The 20,812-nt window shown below is 50.0% G+C and carries 15 protein-coding genes, 1 pseudogene and 1 riboswitch; of the genes and pseudogenes, 9 read left to right on the top strand and 7 right to left on the bottom strand.

Going from position 1 to position 20,812, the window contains the following annotated elements; genetic code table 11:
- Positions 1-41: 41 nt before the first annotated feature.
- The 4 genes from OSH01_RS05910 (at position 42) to OSH01_RS05895 (ending at position 5,570) form a co-directional block, all read left to right on the top strand.
- On the top strand, positions 42-1,127 hold the full coding sequence (locus OSH01_RS05910; RefSeq protein ID WP_266123151.1) for an ABC transporter substrate-binding protein: 1,086 nt from the start codon (positions 42-44) through the stop codon (positions 1,125-1,127).
- A 78-nt stretch (positions 1,128-1,205) separates the two neighbouring features.
- The gene (locus OSH01_RS05905) at positions 1,206-2,972 is read left to right on the top strand and encodes an ABC transporter permease (protein WP_266123150.1); all 1,767 of its coding nucleotides are present in this window, start codon (positions 1,206-1,208) and stop codon (positions 2,970-2,972) included.
- Complete coding sequence (locus tag OSH01_RS05900; protein WP_266123149.1) at positions 2,969-4,039, top strand: ABC transporter ATP-binding protein; 1,071 nt, start codon at positions 2,969-2,971, stop codon at positions 4,037-4,039. The genes OSH01_RS05905 and OSH01_RS05900 overlap by 4 nt, the downstream gene beginning before the upstream one ends.
- Positions 4,040-4,105: 66 nt before the next feature.
- Positions 4,106-4,194: riboswitch (glycine riboswitch) on the top strand.
- A gap of 140 nt (positions 4,195-4,334) precedes the next feature.
- The gene (locus OSH01_RS05895) at positions 4,335-5,570 is read left to right on the top strand and encodes a D-amino acid dehydrogenase (protein WP_266123148.1); all 1,236 of its coding nucleotides are present in this window, start codon (positions 4,335-4,337) and stop codon (positions 5,568-5,570) included.
- Between the two features lie 96 nt (positions 5,571-5,666).
- Here OSH01_RS05895 and OSH01_RS05890 read toward each other — a convergent pair whose 3' ends face one another.
- Together OSH01_RS05890 and OSH01_RS05885 are read right to left on the bottom strand one after the other, a co-directional pair.
- Complete coding sequence (locus tag OSH01_RS05890; protein WP_266123147.1) at positions 5,667-7,916, bottom strand: ATP-dependent DNA helicase; 2,250 nt, start codon at positions 7,914-7,916, stop codon at positions 5,667-5,669.
- Positions 7,916-9,559 (bottom strand): VRR-NUC domain-containing protein, encoded by a 1,644-nt coding sequence (locus OSH01_RS05885; protein WP_266123146.1) that lies wholly within the window; start codon positions 9,557-9,559, stop codon positions 7,916-7,918. The genes OSH01_RS05890 and OSH01_RS05885 overlap by 1 nt, the downstream gene beginning before the upstream one ends.
- A 149-nt stretch (positions 9,560-9,708) precedes the next feature.
- On the opposite strand from OSH01_RS05885, the gene OSH01_RS05880 reads away from it, so the two are divergent.
- The 3 genes from OSH01_RS05880 (at position 9,709) to OSH01_RS05870 (ending at position 13,269) form a co-directional block, all read left to right on the top strand.
- Entirely contained in the window at positions 9,709-10,329 is a 621-nt protein-coding gene (locus OSH01_RS05880; RefSeq protein WP_266123145.1) for a nitroreductase family protein, read from the top strand.
- 115 nt (positions 10,330-10,444) lie between these two features.
- On the top strand, positions 10,445-11,608 hold the full coding sequence (locus OSH01_RS05875) for an NnrS family protein (protein ID WP_266123144.1): 1,164 nt from the start codon (positions 10,445-10,447) through the stop codon (positions 11,606-11,608).
- A 242-nt stretch (positions 11,609-11,850) separates the two neighbouring features.
- Entirely contained in the window at positions 11,851-13,269 is a 1,419-nt protein-coding gene (locus OSH01_RS05870) for a hypothetical protein (protein ID WP_266123143.1), read from the top strand.
- Between the two features lie 97 nt (positions 13,270-13,366).
- Here OSH01_RS05870 and OSH01_RS05865 read toward each other — a convergent pair whose 3' ends face one another.
- The 3 genes from OSH01_RS05865 to OSH01_RS05855 all read right to left on the bottom strand — a co-directional run bounded on the left by OSH01_RS05865 (position 13,367) and on the right by OSH01_RS05855 (position 16,512).
- Positions 13,367-13,813, bottom strand: a complete 447-nt coding sequence (locus OSH01_RS05865; RefSeq protein ID WP_266123142.1) for a SufE family protein — start codon at positions 13,811-13,813, stop codon at positions 13,367-13,369.
- 165 nt (positions 13,814-13,978) lie between these two features.
- Positions 13,979-15,253, bottom strand: a complete 1,275-nt coding sequence (gene glyA, locus OSH01_RS05860) for a serine hydroxymethyltransferase (RefSeq protein ID WP_266123141.1) — start codon at positions 15,251-15,253, stop codon at positions 13,979-13,981.
- Positions 15,254-15,306: 53 nt separating this feature from the next.
- Entirely contained in the window at positions 15,307-16,512 is a 1,206-nt protein-coding gene (locus tag OSH01_RS05855; protein WP_266123140.1) for a benzoate/H(+) symporter BenE family transporter, read from the bottom strand.
- Positions 16,513-16,618: 106 nt separating this feature from the next.
- Between OSH01_RS05855 and pdxR the strand changes: the two genes are divergently transcribed.
- Positions 16,619-18,103 carry a MocR-like pyridoxine biosynthesis transcription factor PdxR gene (gene pdxR / locus OSH01_RS05850; RefSeq protein WP_266123139.1) on the top strand — a complete coding sequence of 495 codons (1,485 nt, stop codon included), beginning with the start codon at positions 16,619-16,621 and terminating at the stop codon, positions 18,101-18,103.
- 76 nt (positions 18,104-18,179) lie between these two features.
- On the top strand, positions 18,180-20,150 hold the full coding sequence (locus tag OSH01_RS05845) for a metallophosphoesterase family protein (protein ID WP_266123138.1): 1,971 nt from the start codon (positions 18,180-18,182) through the stop codon (positions 20,148-20,150).
- A 13-nt stretch (positions 20,151-20,163) separates the two neighbouring features.
- Here OSH01_RS05845 and OSH01_RS16510 read toward each other — a convergent pair whose 3' ends face one another.
- Positions 20,164-20,259, bottom strand: coding sequence for a hypothetical protein (locus OSH01_RS16510; protein ID WP_376918130.1), 96 nt, complete (start codon positions 20,257-20,259; stop codon positions 20,164-20,166).
- Positions 20,260-20,447: 188 nt separating this feature from the next.
- Positions 20,448-20,804: pseudogene (locus OSH01_RS16505) on the bottom strand (Rpn family recombination-promoting nuclease/putative transposase); the annotation flags it as partial.
- Positions 20,805-20,812 lie beyond the last annotated feature (8 nt).

Below are 20,812 nucleotides of genomic sequence, written 5' to 3'. Positions count from 1 at the left end.
CCCAGTGCGGACTTAATTATTTTAATTTTGGAGACTTTCTTATGTTCCCTCTTGCACGCATATCCAAGTTTGCGCTGAGTACCAGCACACTCATTGTGGGCTCTGCACTGGCCTTTTCAGCACACGCCCACGAGTTGCTGGATGCTGCCAAGAAAGAAGCTAAAGTCATTTTGTACTCCACCACAGACAGCAAAGCTGCCGATCCGTTAATTGCTGCCTTTGAGACTAAGTACCCAGGACTCAAGGTTGAGTTCCATGACATGAATAGCACCGAGATCTACAATCGCTATATCAGCGAACAGGCCTCGGGCAGCAATAGCGCCGACTTGGTGTGGAGCTCCTCAATGGACTCGGCCATGAAACTGGCCACCAGCTATGCGGCGGAATACGCGTCGCCCGAGATTCCTAATCTACCTGAATGGGCGGTATGGAAAGACTCCGCCTATGGCACGACTTACGAGCCTACCGTCTTTATTTACAACACGCGTCTGATTAAAGAGGACGAGGTTCCCAAGACACACGCCGCCTTAGCCAAACTCGTCGATGAGCACAAAGACCGCTTTCGCAATAAAGTCACCACCTATGATATCGAGAAGTCGGCAGTGGGTTACATGCTGGCCGCCGAAGATAGTAAAGTGGCAGGCGATGCATATTGGGATTTTATCAGGGGTGTGGGTTCAGCTAACTTAGTGCTGCAGTCCTCGACAGGTACCATGATGGAGCGTGTATCTTCGGGCGAAAACCTCATTGGCTACAACATATTGGGCTCCTATGCGGAAACTCGCGCCGCCAACGATAAATCTATTGGCGTCGCCTACCCCGAAGACTACGCTTTAGTGTTATCCCGCATCGCCTTTGTCAGTAAGCGTGCCCAAAACCCCAACGCTGCACGTATTTTCTTAGACTTCATGCTGTCTGAAGAAGGTCAAAACGTACTGGCTAATCAGTCACAATTGGGCTCTATCCGTAATGACGTCGAAGGCAACAACGACATCAAAGGCATCACGGAGCGTTTAGCCGGCGTCAAACTCACCCCCATTCCTGTCAATGAGTCCTTGCTGGCTTTTCTGGAACAAAAAGAGCGCCTGAAGTTCATTCGTGAATGGCGCAAAGCAGCTGGTAAGTAACTCCGTCGTTACCACTGACACCAGTAAGGCGGCACTGTAGCCCGCCTTACCCATCTTCACTCCTCAGGACCCCAAACCATGCAAGCATTACGAGCAAGGTGGCACGCCCTGCCGCGCTATGTGGTGGTCACCCTGACCGCCCTAGCAATTTACATACCGCTGAGCCTGATACTGATCCAGGCTTTTTTATCCGCCCCGTTTTTTGATCCCGCTAAGTATTTCAGTTTAGAAGCCTTTGAATTCATTTTTGATGATCCTGACTTCTATCAAGCCTTACGCAACGGCTTTATCATGGCCTTTGGCCTCGCCGGCATTGCCATCCCACTCGGAGGTGTCTTAGCTTTCTTAATGGTACGCACCGACTTACCAGGGCGCACTTGGATAGAACCGCTTATATTGGTTCCTATTTTTGTATCCCCCATGGTATTGGGTTTTGGCTACATTGTTTCAGTAGGCCCCGTTGGGTTTGTGTCCGTGTGGATGACAGAGATCTTCGGCTTTGTGCCTTGGAACATTTATTCCTTTAGCAGCATTGTCATCATTGCTGGCTTAACCCACGTTCCCCACGCCTACCTGTATATTTCCGCCGCCTTGCGCAGCATGGGTTCAGACGTAGAAGAAGCCGCCCGCACCGCAGGTGCTAGCCCGTGGCAAGTCATGCGCTCAGTCAGCTTGCCTATGGTTCGCCCCGCCATTTTGTACGCCGCTGTGCTGTTGTTTTTCTTGGGTCTGGAAGTGTTTGGGCTCGTGCTGGTATTGGGAGATCCTGAAGGCCACTTGGTGTTGGCCACGTACCTCTACAAGCTCACCAATATACTAGGCATCCCGTCTTATCACTTAATGGCTGCTGTAGCGGTCGTGCTGATCGCGATGACGATTCCATTAGTCATGCTACAACGCAGACTGATGCGCTCAGCCAACCGCTTTGTGACCGTCAAAGGTAAAGCTAGTCAGGCTCGCAGCCTACCCTTAGGGCGCTGGCGTACGTTAGCCGCCATTATTGTGGCGATTTGGCTCGTGTTCACGATTGTGCTACCTATAGTCGGCATCGTATTACGCGCCTTTGTCTCCAATTGGGGCGTAGGAGTACGCCTGATGGAAGTGCTGACGGTGGATGCCTTTACGCAGATTTGGGCTCGTCCAAACCTACTACGCGCCATTGTTAACTCGGTCGCGATCGGCGTATTTGGTGGCGCCCTAGCTGTGGCCTGCTATACCGCGATTGGCTTAGCCATGCACCGTAAGCCCGATGCAATTACGCGCTTTTTAGACTACAGCGTATTAGTGCCGCGTGCAGTACCAGGCCTATTAGCAGGTTTGGCCTTCCTATGGGTCTTTTTATTTACGCCCATGTGGTTGGACCAATCATTAGAAAATGGCTGGCTTTCCGTGTTGCCTTTCTCAGAAGGCTTACGTGGCCTGATTATCGAACCCTTACGCAATCTACGCAGCACTATTTTCAGTGTCTGGCTTGCCTATAGCGTAGTCTGGTTGGCCTACGGTTTACGACTGATATCTTCCACCTTACTGCAAGTGGGACCCGAATTAGAAGAGGCAGCACGCAGCACAGGCGCTAAACAGTCACAAGTGACCCGCCACATCACCGTGCCTTTGGCCAAATACGGCCTAATTGGTTCTTGGTTGTTGATGTTCCTGATTTTTGAGCGCGAATATTCAACAGGTGTGTACCTGCTCTCCCCTGGTACTGAAACGATCGGCTCTATGTTGGTCTCATTATGGGCCACGGGTGCCATCGATACTGTCGCCGCCCTATCCTTTATCAATATTGTCCTAGTCGTCATCGGGCTGGGTATAGCGTTACGCTTCGGAGTGAAATTGCGATGAGAGAACTAACTGTAGAAAACATACATCTGGCCTACGACAAAAACCCAGTACTGAAAGGGGTGTCGATGTCTCTGGAAAAAGGCGAAGTGGTCTCTCTTCTAGGCGCCTCGGGCAGCGGAAAAACCACGCTGCTACGCGCAGTAGCCGGCTTAGAGCAACCGAGCAAAGGGCGTATCTTTATCGGTGATCAAGTACTATATGACTCAGATAAAAACCTAGAGCTCCCCGCCGAACAACGTAACCTGGGCTTAGTGTTTCAGTCCTACGCGCTGTGGCCGCATATGCGCGTGGCCGAAAACGTAGCCTATCCACTGACTCTACGCAAAGAGTCTAAAGCGGTGATACAGGAAAAAGTACACGCCATTTTGGATCAACTAGGTCTAAAAGGATTAGGAGATCGCTATCCCAGCCAGCTATCCGGTGGCCAGCAACAGCGAGTGGCCATTGCTCGCGCCCTAGTATATAACCCCCCCGTCATATTGCTGGATGAGCCACTGTCTAACCTAGACGCCAAATTGCGCGAAGAGGCACGCGTCTTTCTGCGTGAACTCATCGTAAGCCTAGGGTTGTCGGCGCTAATGGTCACGCACGACCAAAGTGAGGCGATGGCAATTTCGGATAGAATTTTGTTGCTCAACGGCGGCAGCATCGAGCAGCAAGGAACGCCTCAAGAAATATACAGTCATCCGCGCTCTTTATATGCAGCCGAGTTTATGGGCAGCAATAACCGGCTAAATGGCAAAGTAATGCAGGTCAATGGCTCCGCAGTTCAGCTTCAAGGTGAAGGCTGGACCATTTGGGGACAGAGTGAGCAGGCGCTACAAGTGGGCCAGGCCGCCACCGCCATCGTGCGTGTAGAGCAAGTGCGCCTACAAACAGAGCATATGGGTGACAGCATTACCCTGCCTTTGCTCACCAGTATGTACTTGGGCGATAAATGGGAGCATGTTTTCCGCACGAATGACGAACTAAGCAATAGCTTGCGCGCTTTCGGACAAACCCCTTTACAGCACGGCAATTATCATTTGCATTTACCTCCCGAAAACACGTGGATTTATGCGGTGTAAATCTGACAAGGGTAAATCTGCATTGCGGTTTCTGCCTTACTTGGTTAAGGTAGAGGCCGTCATCAATATGGCTAGACGAAAGAGATTCGCATCAGTCGAACGCCGACGGAGCAACCACCCCGGAAACTCTCAGGCAAAAGGATCATCTAGACCCAGACAATCTGGAGAGAGGTGCTAATAAAAGCACCCACCGAAGGGGCCCCCTGCCTAGGCGCAGTGTGGATAAACTCTCAGGTCCAAGGACAGATGGGGTATTACCGCTAACCGGCGGTGATCACTCACACTTAGGATCTCTATGACCCATATTGCTGTCATTGGCGCCGGTATTACCGGCGTTACCACCGCCTACGCCCTGAGCTTACAAGGGTACGACGTCACCGTAATTGACAAACTGCGTTATCCCGCTATGGAAACTTCGTTTGCTAACGGTGGTCAATTATCCGCTTGCAACGCTGAAGTTTGGAACAACCGCGGCACCATTCTCAAAGGTTTCAAATGGATGCTGCGCAAAGATGCACCGTTATTATTTAACCCTAAACCTAGCTGGCACAAATATTCGTGGATTGCTGAGTTTGTCAAAGCGATTGCCGGCTATGAAACCAACACCGTCAACACCGTAAAACTGGCCATTGCAGCGCGCGAGCATCTGTTTCAGTGGGCCGAAGACGAGCACATAGACTTTGACTTGGAACGGCGCGGAATATTGCACATTTATCACACCTCTGGTGGGTTTGAGTCCGGCAAAAAAGTCAGTCAGTTGCTTAAAAAGGGTGGGCTAGACAGAGAAACGGTGGATAACGCTGAAATCCACAGAATCGAACCCGCGCTGCAAGGCACCTACTACGGTGGCTTTTACACCCCCTCAGATGCTACCGGTGATATACATAAATATACCCGTGGCTTAGCGAAAGCCTGCGAGCGTCGTGGCGTCAAATTTCTTCAAGACAGTACGGTCGAAAATATTATTACCCGTCAAAACGGACACTCTATACAACTGCAAACCGCCGACAACGGTAATGTGGTGTCACATCAGTTAGATGTCGATGCAGTAGTAGTGTGCGCAGGCGTAGGCAGCCGTCATCTCGCTCATATGCTGGGCGACCGTATCAATATTTATCCTGTTAAAGGCTACTCCATCTCTGTCTACCTAGACAGCGAAGAAAGCCAAGAAGCCGCCCCCAAAGTGAGCTTGCTCGACGAAGAAGCAAAAATCGTTACTAGCCGGTTTGGCAAAGAGCGTTTACGTGTAGCCGGTACTGCCGAATATAACGGTACCAATAAAGACATACGCGCCGATCGCATCCAACCCCTTACCGACTGGACACGCCGTAACTTTCACGCAGCCGCTACGGATAGAGTGGTTCCTTGGGCAGGCTTGCGTCCCATGATGCCCGATATGATGCCACGCGTACAAAAAGGTAGCCGTCCTGGTGTGTACTACAACACGGGGCACGGCCACTTAGGTTGGACACTGTCGGCGGCCACCGCGCAAATGGTCACACAAATAATACAAAGCGAACACACCGCGTAAGTAAGGTTTCTAAGGCCCCGCCCATAAGGCGTGGGCCTTACTCCTTACGCTATCGGGTAGCGCATCAACGCCGCCCCCTACACTGCCACTCGCACACTACCCTAGCCGCCGTGCCGCGGGCCACCATGCTGGCAATAACTTGGCCACGCGCGCTTGAGCATAGCGCTCGTCCAATAAAAACAATACCCCCTCATCGTGCTCGCTTCGTATTACCCTACCTGCTGCCTGGACAACTTTACGCATGCCCGGATACAAATACGCATAGTTATAAGCCTGCTGCTCACCAAAAGCACTGGCCATACGATCACGTACTGCCTCATTCCAATCGTTGTACTGGGGCAAACCTAAGGTGGCAATAAAAGCACCAATAAGACGTTTTCCTGGCAGGTCTACCCCTTCCCCAAATACACCACCCAGCACAGCTAAACCTATACCCTGCCCCTCTGCATGGAACTGATCCAGAAAGGCTTGTCGCTGCTCACTTCCCATGCCCGAGGCTTGTGTCCACAATGGAATATCAGGATACCAGCCTCCCAAACCCTGCTCTAGCTGACGTAAGTATTCAAAGCTACTAGCAAACAACAGATAGTTGCCCTTTTGTCGTTCATATTGCTGCCCTACAGCCTGACAAACTCGCTCTAGACTGGATTGACGATCAGCATAACGAGTGGACACCGGCTGTATATAAAGCTGTAATTGTTTGGCCTTAAACGGCGAAGCAATATCGCAGCGTGAACTGTTTGACGGTAAACCCAACACATCGTTATAAAAGCCAGCAGGACTCAAGGTTGCAGAGAACAATACACACCCATGTGCATCGCCATAGCGAGGCGATAGAAAAGAGGCCGGCACCACATTGCGGATAGAGATATCCACGCCTAAAGCCGTCTGCTGAAATTCAAGCAAAGAATGAGTGGAAAACTGTTCAGTTAAATACGCGAAAAACAATAAATCAAAATAAAACGCCAACAAAGGGTGCGAATTGGGTAAAGCGTTCTCGGCGACATAGGAGGCAAGCCGCGAAGCGGTGTGTTGGCTAATCTGACTGAGCTCGTCATGCATGGTATCGGTGTAATGTATGCCAGATTCGTAATCGGCGGCAGCATCATGCATAACGCGCTTTAGCTGCCCAAAGCAACGCTTAAGATTGGCAGGTGCCTGCTTGCGGGCTGCAACTAATGCGGCCTCTGATAAGGTAGCACTGTACATAGAGCGGGCTCTATCGAGCAAGTTATGCGCCTCATCAAGTACCACTGCCACCCGCCATTCTTGCTCAATGGTTTGGTGATGCAATAAGGCAGCAGCATCAAAATAATGGTTATAGTCACCTACTATGACATCGGCCCAACGGACCATTTCCTGCTGCAAATAGTAGGGACAAAGCTGATGCTCATCAGCAATCTGAGCCAGGGTGGACTCATCTAATAAAGCATGTGTAATCGCGATCTGACGAGCCTGTGGCAAATTGTCGTAAAAACCACGCGCCAAGGGACACGATTCGCCATGACACGCCTTATCGGGATGCACACAAGACTTATCCCGCGCGACTAACTCTAGCACGCGCCACTGTTGCTGCTCGCCCTGTTGCAAGGTGCGCATACTGTCCAGCGCCATTTGGCGTCCAGAGTTTTTAGCGGTTAAATAAAACACTTTATGCAGCCCGGCAGGTTGCACAGCTTTTAATGCCGGAAACAGCACCGCTAATGTTTTACCAATGCCCGTGGGGGCTTGAGCCAATAAAGTGCGCGCATCCCTAAGATCACGAAAGACTTGCACCGCAAATTCACGTTGCCCAGACCGAAACGTTGGATAAGGAAACTGCAACAGCTCACTGGCGCGTAATTTGTAATCATGGTGAGCCGCTTCTTGTCGAGCCCAAATCAAAAATCGCCCTGTGAGTTGCTGAAAAAATTGCAGCAACTCAGTGCGCGAATAAGTCTGTTGCTCGCGTGTCTCTTTGTGGGTATCGATATGGTAGTAAATGAGCGCTAACGTTACGCATTCATGCTCATGTGTTTCACAAAGCATGGCACCATACAGTTTTAACTGCGCCCAGTGTAGCGCTTTCTGATTGGCAGCAATATTACGAAAATGGCCGCGATAGGTTTTTATCTCTTCTAAGCAGTGTGCTGGCGCATCGTAACCGTCGGCCCTGCCCTGTACCAATACGCCCTGCCAATGCAAGCTTAAACGTAATTCTGATTGATACGTATCGGCGCGATTACGATGCACTGCCGCATGACCTGCTATGCCCTCTTGAGCGCTGGGTGCTGGCGTGAAACGCAAATCCAAGTCCCCGCTACGCGCCGCAAAATCACACAAGCTACGCACACTTACGGTATACATCAGCACCACCTAACATGACAAACACTGGCCTGCATGCCGTGATCAGCGAAGAACCTCAACCACCGCAGTTGATTATCTTGTAGGCGATCCCCTGGCCCTTTCACTTCTATCCACTCATAACGTTTTTCCAGCGGCCAAAAACGGATAAGATCAGGCAGGCCTGAACGATTTTCGCGCAGATCGTCCAACAGACGTTGAAAAATTACACGTAAGTCAGCCGCTGAAATGCACTGCAAGGCCATACGCAAAAGATCCAACGACAAGGCCTGCCATTGCACCCAACCACATTGCAAACCGTGCTTACTATGCCAACTGGTTTCGATTAGGTGCTTATAACTATCGTCATTTAAGCTTTCCCAAGCTTGCTCGAACCACCCTTGGCGACGCTGATAAAAAGTAGGGCTATACAGGTCAGCAGGCCCTCGTTGGTACGGATGAAAAAACGCCCCTGCTACCGGAGCATACAAAGCATCCCAACACCATAAGGCAAACAAGGCTTGAATTAAGGTGTTCTCTACATAAAAAACAGGCGCTTGCGGGTGGTCATAATAGTCACAAACCTGCTGCTCAATACGGGCACCCAATGGGTCGGGCGGTAAACTTAGGTCTACTCGTGAAGGCTCAAACCCCGTCGAGCAAGGCAAGGGGGCATCACGCAGGGCCAGCTTTTTGTGCAAACGAAGCGCTATCCGCGCCCATTTCTGCAGTACTGCCTCATGCTGACTGTCGACCATAATATGCTGCCCTTGCTCCCACGCCTGCTGATGGCGCCCTTGTAGCTCTAGTACGCGGGCCCGACGCAAAGAAGCCATAGGCCAACGACTGGCTGCATAAGCTTGTTCAGCCAAATCTAAATTAGTGGCCTTTTTTTCCGCCCACTGCCCTAGTACGTATAAAGTTTTGGCTCTACGCTCGCTGAGCCAATCGCTGTCCGTCTCTAGTGCAAGCACGGCCTGAACGGCAGCAGGCAATAACGTCGCTCGGTCTTGCTCAGTTGCCTGTGCAATCTGGGTGCGCCAACGATACAGTAGCTCGTAACACTGCACGTCAGCGTGATGCCTGAAGGCTCGACTACCTATGGAAAAAGCCACTTGTTCGTAGCGATACAAGCCCAGATCACTCAAGACAAGCTCAGTCCAATCTTGATGTCCATTACCAAAAAACAGCAATAACAAACGCTCGGCCCAAGCCCGTGCCTCGGGCTGCAGGTAGACTACCGAGGTCACGCTACTCACCCCTTGAGGATAAGCCTGACATAGTGCCTGTGTAAATTCTGCCTTACGTGCATGGTGAGCCAAAGGAGGAAAACGTTGACGCAATTCAGCCATGGTGTGTAAGTGTGCGTAAGACTCTGCGGCCATAACAGTAGGCTGATCAAGCAGACCAGCTTGCTGTAGTTCCCCTAACGCCGTAGGTGAGCAGGCAATTTCCGCATAGTGCAACTTACTTACCCGAAACCAAAGCCCTTTACGCATCAGTAAACGTAGCAATAAGGCCTGCGCATCCGTAGTGAGAGTAACAAAGCGCTGACTCAGCGCCTGCTGCTCTGCCTGTAAGAGGTCGGCACTATGCTGCCACACCCACTGATGGACGAGGTGAAAATTAGTCAGATAATAAAGCGGGGGTAGGTCAGGAAGGCTCATAAGCTGTATTTTTATACAGCAATTTTAACATTAAGCCAAGAAAATACTCAAACGTTAAAGATGGCAGCTCGACGTTCTATCGCCACACTGCCTTAGCCCCCTGTATCCATTACACTGAGGTTGTTCTACCACCCTAATTATTCTCAACGATGATGACTTCTTTTCCTGAGCTGCTAGCACAACGCGTTTCTACTAGCCTTTTTGATACCAGTCGCTCGCTAAGCGAAGCCGACATTCTGGCACTGATAGATCAGGCGATACGCGCCCCTTCTGCCTACAATATGCAAAACTGGTCATTTTTAGTGGTGCACTCGGCCGCCGCTAAGCAACGCTTACTCCCCATTGCCTATGGGCAACAAAAAGTCGTGGATGCCGCAGCAACTATTATCGTCAACGGCCTACTAGACGGTCATACAAGCTTTACTGAGCGTTTCGACCCTTTAATAACACAAGGCCTGGCGCAAGCAGAACACGTTGCTCAGTGGGCAGCGGGAGCTAACCGTACCTACTCTACTAGTCAGCTCAGGCAACGCGACGAAGCTATACGTTCTGCTTCTCTAGCCGGAATGACACTCATGCTCGCTGCGCAGGCACAAGGTTTGGTCACTGGCCCCATGATAGGCTTTGACCCACAAGCCTTGGCACAAGAGTTTGCGCTGCAAGAACAGGAGTTACCCGCTATTATGATCACCCTTGGGTATCCAACCGCCGACACAGCGAGTGTACAAAAGCCGCGCATTCCTGCTCATCAAGTGTGCCGTTTCGTATAAGTTTTTACCCCATGCGGTAAGTATTTCTTCCCACTTGCCGCTTATCTGATCTTCATCAAGGTACAATGCACTGGCATAAGATATATTTAATATAAATCTTCAAAAGGTTTAGCCTATGCCTGCTGCCACTCCCTTTTCCTGGTCTGCTTTTTTTTCTATTGGTTTTCGCCCTTTCTATGCCCTAAGTTGCCTGTGGGGCATCGTTTCCATTGCTGTTTGGGTCTACTACCCTACTGCACTGACTGGCTGGCTACCCGCCTATTATTGGCATGCACATGAAATGCTATGGGGTTTTGTAGTGACGATAGCGGCAGGCTTTTTACTGACCGCCAGTGCCAATTGGACAGGACACAATCCCCTACGCGGAAAACCACTCGCTTTACTGGCTTTGTTCTGGGTATTCATACGCCTAGGCTTGCTACTACCTGAAGCCTTAGGTTTTTATCTGAGCTTTACAGCTGGCCTCGCTTTCTATGCCTTATTAACCGCTGCCCTGGCGCGCGTTATCATGCTTGCGGGTAATCGGCGTAACCTGCTCATGCCCGTATTTGTCGGTGGCCTAGGGCTAAGCGATCTCTTATTTCTATGGTCAGCCTACCAAAACCACTATCAAGTCCTTAGCCAATACTTACAAACAGGCTTATTACTCATGTGCTTGGTGACACTACTTATAGGCCGTAGAGTCATTCCTTTTTTTACTAGCCGGGCTATTCCTAATCGGGAAGTACCCACGCACTTGCGCACTGGCATGGCGCAGTTAGCGCTTACCGTAGTGGCCGTAGCCAGCGTGTGGCTAGCATGGCCTTCAGCCCAAGCCTTCGCCCTGATGTTGATAGCCGTCTTAGCCATCATTCAAGCCTGGCACTGGTGGTCCGCTCCCGCAAGGCACATACCACTACTATGGATTTTATATTTAGGCTGGCTAGGTCTAGCGGGCGGTCTACTGGTCACTGCCGCCCAATCACTAGACCTCATTCATAATCCTGCTTGGTCGGCACATACTATAGGTATGGCAGGCTTTGGCCTACTCATCATTGGCATGATAACCCGCACCGCATTAGGGCACTTGGGCTTACCCCTAAAAACAGACCGCAGCATATTCACCATGTATGCACTATTTATTGGTGCCACTTTATTACGCTTGGCCGCCATCGCATTTACTGCAGCGCGTTTGCCCTTGTTGCATATGGCCTCCTTAGCCTGGATACTTTGTCTCGTGTTGTATTTATGGCGCTTTTTACCGACATTGTTACGCCCACGCGCAGACGGAAAATTGTAACTAAGTAGCGTTTCACCCCAATGCTTAGCCTAGCGCGATATCAACTGCCTCAGTTGGTTTCCTGCCTAGGCTGGTCTCCTAAACAAACGCTGCAAGCGCAATAAAAAATGCCCCTAAGACTGGGGGAGGATATTAAACTAGACACTTATATTCACAGGGTTTCATCCTGTAGCATATATCGCTGAAACCATCCTTCCAATTTCGGTTACATTGCCGACATTATTAACGAACAAGAAAAAAACATGAAGCTCAGTACTCTAAGTGCAGCCGTAGCAGGCGTGATTCTAGGCGCAGTAGGTGTAAGCTATTTTCAAAATCACCAAACACGTATCAATAATGTCGTTGATTCTACTAGCGTAACGGCTGCCGATATACCTACGCTAGCATTGGGCGCTAGTGCGAAGGGCGAACTAACCAGTCAAAGCTTTCTAAATCTTGTGAATGGCGTGCGCAGTCAAGCCTACACCCTACCCTCTACAACCGATCAAATTATTTTATTGAATGTAGAAGGCCCGCTGAATGCTCAAATAAGCGTCTTAAAAGATAACAACTTATTGACCCAATCCGCATGTGAAGAGTGTCAAGAAAAAGACAGAAAGCTAAGCGTAGGCTTTAAGGCGAAACCCGACACAAATTATACCGTTGTGGTAAGCGGCCTGAACGCGCAGTCCTACGGTCCCTTTGAATTAAGTAACTCTATTCTGAAGTCGCACGCAGGCGAAATTATCACTGGTGAGACCGAGTTCGTCGACTGGGGCATGGGTAAACCGCGACGCTATCGCCTCAATATTGAAAAAGATGGCCTCTACCAAATTGACATGCGCAGCCATCAATCAAGAATGGATGCCTATCTACAAGTCAAAGATCGTCGCAACCGTGAAATTGCCAGCGATGATGACAGCGGTGGCGGCACCGACGCACAAATTCAGGCTTATTTAAAAGCCGGTGAGTATATTCTTGAGACTACCTCTGCCTTGGGGGAAGACAACTTCCAAGGTGGGTATGACGTGCAAATACAAACGATGGCCTTACCGTCTGATATAACCTTACAAGATAAAGGCGAAATTACACTAGATGGCGTTCAGCGTCATGGCCTACTTGAACAAGCGCGTGCCAGCTATACCTTAACCGTGGAAAAGCCAACTATCGTCGCTATCGAGGTTACAGGCCTCAACTCCACCCCTGAACTACGCCTGAAGAATCCTAACTCTTCTAGTAATGCACGGGGCGGCAATAAGATTCGTACTGAATTAGCGCCAGGCACACACACCATAGAAATCATTCGCCCTAACAATAGCATTAGCTTTTTTAGCTTAACCGCGCAAGAACTGCCTCCCGGCAGCCCTTACAGTGGTGGAGAGCTACAACTAGGGACTACCCACGAAGCTGAAATGCTCGTCGGCATGGGACGTAATATTTATCAGTTCACCATTGAGCAGGAGGGTGATTACAAAATCCTGATGGAAGCACCAGACTTCGACACTTACATTGAGCTGTATGATAAAAACGGCTTAATTGCTGAGGATGACGACTCGGGCGGCGATCTAAATTCCTTACTAGAGGTACATTTAGTGCCAGGCTCGTACGAACTGCATGCCATCACACTAAACAGCCAGCAGTACAAAGACATGGAATACAGCCTAGGCGTGTATCCCGAATAAGTATTACCTGCTTAATAATTATAGCCGCCTGAAAAACAGGCGGCTTTTTTATGTGTCCAAGAGCGGTAGCAGGCGCACGCCTACAAGGCATCCAGCTTTAAGCCACTTGTGCTTGTGCCTGCTGCTTGATGCTTTGCAGCATCCCTAGCAAACCAGTAGCTCGCTGTGTAGACAAATGAGCTTTCAAGCCAATTTCATCAATAAAATAGGGCTCAATTTGTAAAATATCTTGGGGGGTGCGCCCTGAGTAAAGCCGAAAAACCAATGCCATAAGACCCGCGACAATCGTAGAGTCGCTCGTACCATCGAAATACAGGCGACCGTCTTCTCCTAGCTCGGAACGAAACCATACCGTAGCCTGACAGCCATGAAAACGATACTCTTCGGTTCTATACTGCTCGGGAAAGTTCTGCAAACTACGGCCTAAATCTATTACGTAGGCATAACGTTCAGTCCAATCGCCAAATAAAGCAAATTCGCTGGCAATTTCTGCCTGAACCTCATCCCCACTAGGTTGATTTTCGTCGTTGACACGCGTATTCATAGACTTAGCAAAACCTTCTTTAAATCAGCAAACCACCATCTTAGCGCTAATAGGCCGCCTCTGCACAGCCATAAACGCTGAGCAAGGGCATGGAGTATCTACTTATCTAAGGTATTGCCTAGCCCTTAAAAAAAACTGATAGCGCCGGCTTTCCACGTAGTCTACTCAGTATCGCTTAGCATACACGGGAAACTGACGACATAAATCCACCACTTGCCCGCGCACACAAGCTTGAGCCGCCTCTAGTTCATTACGCTCTAGCGCATCGAAAATATCGCACACCCAATGAGCTAATAGCTGGCACTGCTCTTGTTTAAACCCACGCGTAGTGACCGCCGGCGTTCCTAGGCGCACACCAGAAGTCACAAAGGGCGAACGCGGATCGTTAGGCACAGAGTTTTTATTGGTGGTGATATAGGCTTGGCTCAACGCGAGATCCGCTTCTTTACCCGTGTAAGGCTTATTGGACAAATCGATGAGCATCAGATGGTTATCCGTTCCCCCCGAGACAATGTTAAATCCACGCTCTTGAATGACCGTCGCCATAGCACGCGCATTCGCCACCACTTGTTTCTGATAATCGATAAACGAGGGGTCTAATGCCTCTTTGAAGGCAATCGCTTTGGCCGCAATAATATGCATTAAAGGGCCGCCTTGAACCCCAGGAAACACAGCAGAATCCAGTTTTTTATTAAACTCTTCGCTTTGCCCTTTGGTCAGGATGATGCCACCACGAGGCCCCCGCAAGGTTTTATGCGTGGTGCTGCTGACCACATGCGCATGAGGCAGAGGATCTGGGTAAACGCCCGCCGCCACTAAGCCGGCTACATGGGCCATGTCCACCCAAAATATCGCCCCTACCTTGTCCGCAATGGCTCGCATACGAGCCCAATCTTTATAGCGTGAATACGCGGAGAAGCCGCCAATCAACATTTTGGGGCGTGTCTCTAACGCGATACGCTCCATTTCTTCGTAATCGATTAAACCTGTTTCGGGGTCTAGGCCATATGGCACAATTTTATAGTGTCGACCTGAAAAGTTGGCCGGATTACCGTGTGTTAAGTGCCCCCCTTGCGCTAAATTCATCCCCATGACCACATCACCTGGCTGTGCTAAAGCCAGAAAAATGGCCGCATTGGCCTGCGCGCCTGCATGCGGCTGTACATTGACGTAATCACATTTAAATAATTCGCGCAAACGCTCTTGCGCAAGCCGCTCAGCAACATCGACATATTCGCAACCACTGTAATAACGGCGACCTGGATAACCTTCGGCATATTTATTGGTAAACACCGAATCTTGAATAGCCATAACCAAGGGGCTGGCATAGTTCTCGGAAGCGATCAGCTCTATATGATCTTCTTGACGAGCCTGTTCATGCTGCAAGGCTTGAGCCAACTGCGCATCAAACTGCTCTAATGTAATCGTATTGTCGTACATAAACCTACCCTTAAATATACTTCTCAGCCAACGGCAAGAGAGTCAACAACGCATCACTGACGCAAGCGGCCAGTAAAACGAACATTCAGACAAACATAGGCCAAAAGCCCAACTACCAAGCCCCAGAAAGCGCCTCCTACATCTAAAAACTGAATATCTGCCGCCGTGGCTAAAAAAGTGATTAAAGCCGCTTCGCGGGTTTTGCTTTCTGCTAAGGCATTAGCCAGACTGCCACCTATGGTGCCTAGCAAAGCCAAGCCCGCTAAAGCACTAATAAACTCGACGGGGAAAGCCATAAACAGGGCAGCTAAAGTCACCCCAAAAACGCCAATCACAATATAAAAGACACCTGCGGCGATCCCTGCAATCCAGCGCTTAGAGGGATCTTCATGCGCTTCAGGGCCGGTACAGATGGCAGCGGTGATCGCCGCTAGATTAAAAGCATGCGAACCAAATGGCGCCATGATTAAGGAGCCAAGACCTGTAATCAAAACAATAGGATTAGCACTGGTTCTAAAACCATCATTGCGCAACACCAACATGCCTGGCATATACTGCCCAGTAAGCGTGATGAGAAATAAAGGTATAGCCAAACCTAACAAAGACTTCACACTGAACTGGGGCGCTACAAAAATAGGGTAAGCCAGACTCAAGTGCACACTGGAAAAATCCACCCTCTGTTGCAGCACCAATACGGTTAGGCCTATAAATAAAATAGCCACCACGGTATAGCGCGCGGTGTAACGCTTCACCAACAAATAGGCCAGCACAAGGATGCCAATGAGCACTGGGTCAAGAGTGATCCCCGCAAAAGCGCTAATGCCAAATTGCAATAAAATGCCAGCCAAGAGCCCGGAAGCAATACCCGCGGGAATCAGCCGAATAAGACGATCAAAATAGCCAGACAGACCTAAAATCACAAATGCAGCCGCGGACAGCAGATAGGCGCCAATCGCCTCAGCATAAGGCGTAGTAGCTAAGGCTGTAGCTAAGAATGCGGCGGCAGGTGTAGACCAAGCGGTAATAATCGGTTCGCGGCTAATCCAAGATAGAACGAGTCCTGTGACTCCTACACCGATGGATACCGACCACACCCAAGAGGCGGTCATTTCAGGGCTCAAGCCTGCAACTTGAGCCGCTTTAAACACCAGTATAAAGGTGCCACCATAGTTGACTAGCACTGAAATCAGGCCAGCCACCACTGGGTGCATCACATCAGACAGTCGCACAGGGGACGATGAGGCAGACGATAGCGACATGGTGAACCGTAACTCCAAACAGGGCTGAATTAGCCGTAGCAAAATTCTTTTATAGCCCTAAAATGGATGGTGCTATCCCGCCACTTTAAGAGAATGGAGCAGACCATTGTTCAAGCATGCTCAGTTGGAGTCGGTTAAAACGTGGATTAACCACCCCGACTATCGCCCGCTTCCCCTGCATGGCCGTATTCACCGGGCCATCCGGCAGATGATTCTTGACGGCACCCTTGAGGCGGGTAAAGCATTGCCTGCTTCAAGAGCATTAGCCCAATCATTAGAAGTATCCCGCGACACCATTGAAACAGCCTATGGACAGTTGCACGCCGAAGGATTCATTGTGCGCAAAGTGGGCAGTGGCACGCATGTATCCGAACGTGCACGCGGCATGAGCGTGAAAGGGCCTAAACCAGCGCAGCTCCCTCCTAGCAGCACGATGCACCTTAGCCACCGCGGCAAAGCCATCTTTCAAAGTGGTGGCTTGCGAGATTTTTTAATTCCACGCCCTTTTGCACCTGGTGTGCCGGAAACCCGACGTTTCCCGCTCGCTCTATGGGAGCGTTTGCAGCGTCAAGCTCTGAAAGAACACGGCACTCAAGTATTAAGTCATAGCCCGCCCCAAGGCTTATTAAGTTTACGGCAAGCGATTGCTGACTACATCAACCTAGAGCGAGGAGCCCGCGCTAGCGCCGACCGTGTGCTGATCTTAACCAGTTCGCAACAAGCGTTAACGTTAGTGGCAAACGTGTTATTAGATCCACGCGATGCGGTGTTTATCGAAGATCCTGTCTACCAAGGCGCTTACAAAGCATTCATCGCTGCGGGCTTACGCTGTATACCCATACCCCTGGATCAAGAGGGTATGCAAGTTGAGCATATCCTTAATATGCCCAATGCGGCCAAGGCTGTTTTCCTAACCCCTTCGCATCAATTTCCAAGCGGCACCAGCTTGTCATTGCAGCGGCGTCTCAGCATCATAGAATGGGCACATCGCCATCAAGGCTGGATTATTGAAGATGACTACGATAGCGAGTTCCACTATGACGGCAAACCCACTGCCTGTGTACAAGGGCTAGATAGCCAAGACCGCACGATTTACATAGGCACTTTTACTAAGTCGCTTTTTCCTGCTCTACGTTTGGCCTATATGGTGTTACCGCCACCGTTGGTGGAGGCCTTCACCATTGCACGTTCGCTACAAGATGGCCATAGTGCCGCCATTGCACAACTAACCTTAGCGCGCTTTATCGAGGGCGGCCACTTTGGTGCTTACATACGTCAAATGCGCCAACTCTATGCTAAACGACGCGACACATTGGCTCGCTTACTCGAACAGGAACTGAGCGATTATCTGCACGCTCAGGTTCCCGCAGGCGGCATGCAAATGGCGTGTCGTTTATTAACGCAAGATGCAGAATCCGATATTATTAGCCGCGCACGTCGCGCCAATATTGAGCTATTAGGTTTACAAGGGCTATGCCAACAAGCCCCTTATCAGCGCGGGTTTTTGATGGGATTTGCTGCCTATACTCCCGACGAACTACGCATAGCTGTGACACGACTGAAGCAAATTTTCGCCACTTTTCCAGTGTAAGAACCGCTACGCGCTTGTGCAACTTTCCTCAGACTAAACGGTCCATTAGCTTTCTAATTTGCTTTACTCCCATTGCATGTCAGCATCTTTGCTTCACGAACTCCCTCCTGTGTTGGTGGGGCCTCTATTACGCCGTCTCAGTCCGGACCGTCTGATTATTTGGTTAGTCACGAGTAAACCTGTCGTCATGACACTTTGGCTCAAACCTGAAGGGCACGCCGCTCAGGTTCATACTCTAGGCGACGAACACTGCCAAACAGTTCCTGTCGGTCGGCACGCGTTTATCCAACTGGTTGACCTAGCGCTGAACACGCCACTGCCACAAGACACTCTGATCCATTATGATGTGCGCGTGCAGACTGATTCCGGACAATTGCTTGGGATCGCTCACTGGGCGCCGCATTTGCTATACGCCTCGGCTCAACACGCACATTTCGTCTTACGTAGTCAGGCTAACAACATACTGTTTGGCTCATGTCGCAAACCGCATCACCACGCGCGCGACGGACTGGCTAAAGCGGATCAAGTGCTCGCCAATTCCTCAGACGATACAAGCGCACACCCTGCTCTCCTAATGCTGTGTGGTGATCAGGTTTATGTGGATGACGTCGCTGGCCCTATGCTAGCGGCCATTCACGCTTTGATCCAACGCTTAGGGTTATTCGGTGAGTATTTAGAAGGCGCTGTCGTTGCGGACAGTGCAACGCTTTATACCCACCCAGATAGCTACTACCAGCGCATCAAGTTACTCCCCGCTTTCAAATCTAACGAAGCCTTGCGCGAACGCTTCTTTGGCGGCGTAGAAAAACCTATTTTTACTACTGCCAATGCCCATAACCACCTAGTCACTTTAGCTGAGGTAATAGCCATGTATCTACTGGTTTGGTCGCCTATACCTTGGCAACTCATTACTCCACCAGAGGCGCCCAGCCCCTTGAGCGTAGGACTGCAACAACGGTGGCGGCGCGAGACACAATCAATCAGTCTGTTTCAACAAGAATTACCTTATGCAGCCCGGCTATTTGCCCATCTGTCTACCCTAATGATCTTTGATGATCATGATATTACGGATGATTGGAATCTTTCTGCCAAATGGGAAAGCACGGTTTATGAGCATCCATTTTCGCGTCGCATTGTGGGTAATGCCCTCGTAGCATACCTACTTTGCCAAGGTTGGGGTAACAACCCCGATGCCTTTGATGCACTGATACAAGCCACCCACGGCTTGACAAGCTCTACTGACAAGCAAGGCTATCTTATGGCCCGTGAGCAAGATCAGTTGATAGAACAAGTACAAGCCTTTGAACATTGGGGCTATGTATTACCTACTGAACCTTGCATTATTGTGCTGAACACTCGTACTCGTCGCTGGCGTAACCGTCATTTCACCAGCCAACCATCTGGTCTGATGGACTGGGAGTCTTTAACTGAGCTACAACACCAACTCATTGGTAAAAAAGCGGCCATTATCGTCTCACCCACTCCGATGTTTGGGGTCAAACTGATTGAAGTCATTCAACGCGTATGTACCTATGCGGGTTTTGCCTTAACCGTGGATGCAGAGAACTGGATGGCCCATAAAGAAACTGCCAACACCATGCTCAATATCTTTCGCCACTCGCGCACCCCAGGCAACTATCTTATTTTGTCTGGCGATGTGCATTACTCTTTCGCTTACGATGTACAAGTGCGGGATAGCGATACCATTCCTCATATTTGGCAAATTACCAGCAGCGGTATCAAGAATGAATTTCCCCACCGCTTGCTAGACTGGTTAGATCGCTTAAACCGTTGGCTTTACTCGCCACGCTCACCTCTGAATTGGTTTACTCAACGCCGCGATCTAGCGATTAGCCCACGCTTGCCCGATCAACGTCAGCGCGGCGAACGTGTGTGGAATGGATCAGGTATAGGACAGGTGTGGCTAGATGAGCTAGGGCGTCCCACCTGCATCATGCAGCATAATGCCGATGGCCGCCCTAGCACTCAATTTTTAGCAGCAAACTCAACAAGCAATGCTTCATTAGCCAAGACATACGACGACTGAGGACTGCTCTTTCCTACTCAAACACCTCGTCTATGCTTTGCGCTGTAAGTAAGTTCAAGGCCCACGTTTCTCGTTGTTCAAGACTTGCAGCCTCAAGACGCTGTTGCACTCCTGCGGGTAAGCGGCCAAACTTACTTTCAAGCTGACGTAACAATATCGCGATGAATGATAAAGGTATGTAGACAGCCCGGGAGCAACACGGGCTAAGTAGGCATCTCGGAACCACGCTAAAAACGCTCTTCGTAAAGTAGCATACGGGCTAGATTGACGATCAATGGCCCGTAATAACTGTTGTGCTTGCTCAGTATCGGTGCAATGCTCCAGCAAAAATAAAAGAGCAGTCAAATTAGTATGCGGCAACGCTTTATTTTTAGCCCATATACCTTGTTCTATCAATAAATAACGTTGTTGCGGTTGATACGTAGCAAAGCGCGTCGAGACAGGTTGAATCAAAGCAGAAAGTTCACGTGCTGCCGTCCACGGAGCAGTACCTGTATACAACACTAATGGCAGCACTGCCGGTAAGCCTTCACATAAGCGAATACGCTGCTGCCGTAATAACTGCTCATACATCAAGGTGACATACGTGCTAAGACGCAATGCCATACTAGGCTCCACACTAGATTGAAACTCTAGCATCAATAACAAATACACATTGTCAG

Source organism: Alcaligenes endophyticus (genome assembly GCF_026344035.1).
GTDB lineage: Bacteria > Pseudomonadota > Gammaproteobacteria > Burkholderiales > Burkholderiaceae_B > Alcaligenes > Alcaligenes endophyticus.
This window is presented reverse-complemented; position numbering and strand designations above follow the sequence as displayed.

Excerpts from the sequence above, each read along its gene's own strand:
- OSH01_RS05855 (WP_266123140.1), bottom strand. The coding sequence starts at position 16,512 with ATGTCGCTATCGTCTGCCTCATCGTCCCCTGTGCGACTGTCTGATGTG.
- OSH01_RS05845 (WP_266123138.1), top strand. The coding sequence starts at position 18,180 with ATGTCAGCATCTTTGCTTCACGAACTCCCTCCTGTGTTGGTGGGGCCT.
- OSH01_RS05905 (WP_266123150.1), top strand. The coding sequence starts at position 1,206 with ATGCAAGCATTACGAGCAAGGTGGCACGCCCTGCCGCGCTATGTGGTG.
- OSH01_RS05885 (WP_266123146.1), bottom strand. The coding sequence starts at position 9,559 with ATGAGCCTTCCTGACCTACCCCCGCTTTATTATCTGACTAATTTTCAC.
- glyA (WP_266123141.1), bottom strand. The coding sequence starts at position 15,253 with ATGTACGACAATACGATTACATTAGAGCAGTTTGATGCGCAGTTGGCT.
- OSH01_RS05895 (WP_266123148.1), top strand. The coding sequence starts at position 4,335 with ATGACCCATATTGCTGTCATTGGCGCCGGTATTACCGGCGTTACCACC.
- OSH01_RS05875 (WP_266123144.1), top strand. The coding sequence starts at position 10,445 with ATGCCTGCTGCCACTCCCTTTTCCTGGTCTGCTTTTTTTTCTATTGGT.
- OSH01_RS05910 (WP_266123151.1), top strand. The coding sequence starts at position 42 with ATGTTCCCTCTTGCACGCATATCCAAGTTTGCGCTGAGTACCAGCACA.
- OSH01_RS05865 (WP_266123142.1), bottom strand. The coding sequence starts at position 13,813 with ATGAATACGCGTGTCAACGACGAAAATCAACCTAGTGGGGATGAGGTT.
- OSH01_RS05880 (WP_266123145.1), top strand. The coding sequence starts at position 9,709 with ATGATGACTTCTTTTCCTGAGCTGCTAGCACAACGCGTTTCTACTAGC.
- OSH01_RS05870 (WP_266123143.1), top strand. The coding sequence starts at position 11,851 with ATGAAGCTCAGTACTCTAAGTGCAGCCGTAGCAGGCGTGATTCTAGGC.
- OSH01_RS05890 (WP_266123147.1), bottom strand. The coding sequence starts at position 7,916 with ATGTATACCGTAAGTGTGCGTAGCTTGTGTGATTTTGCGGCGCGTAGC.
- OSH01_RS05900 (WP_266123149.1), top strand. The coding sequence starts at position 2,969 with ATGAGAGAACTAACTGTAGAAAACATACATCTGGCCTACGACAAAAAC.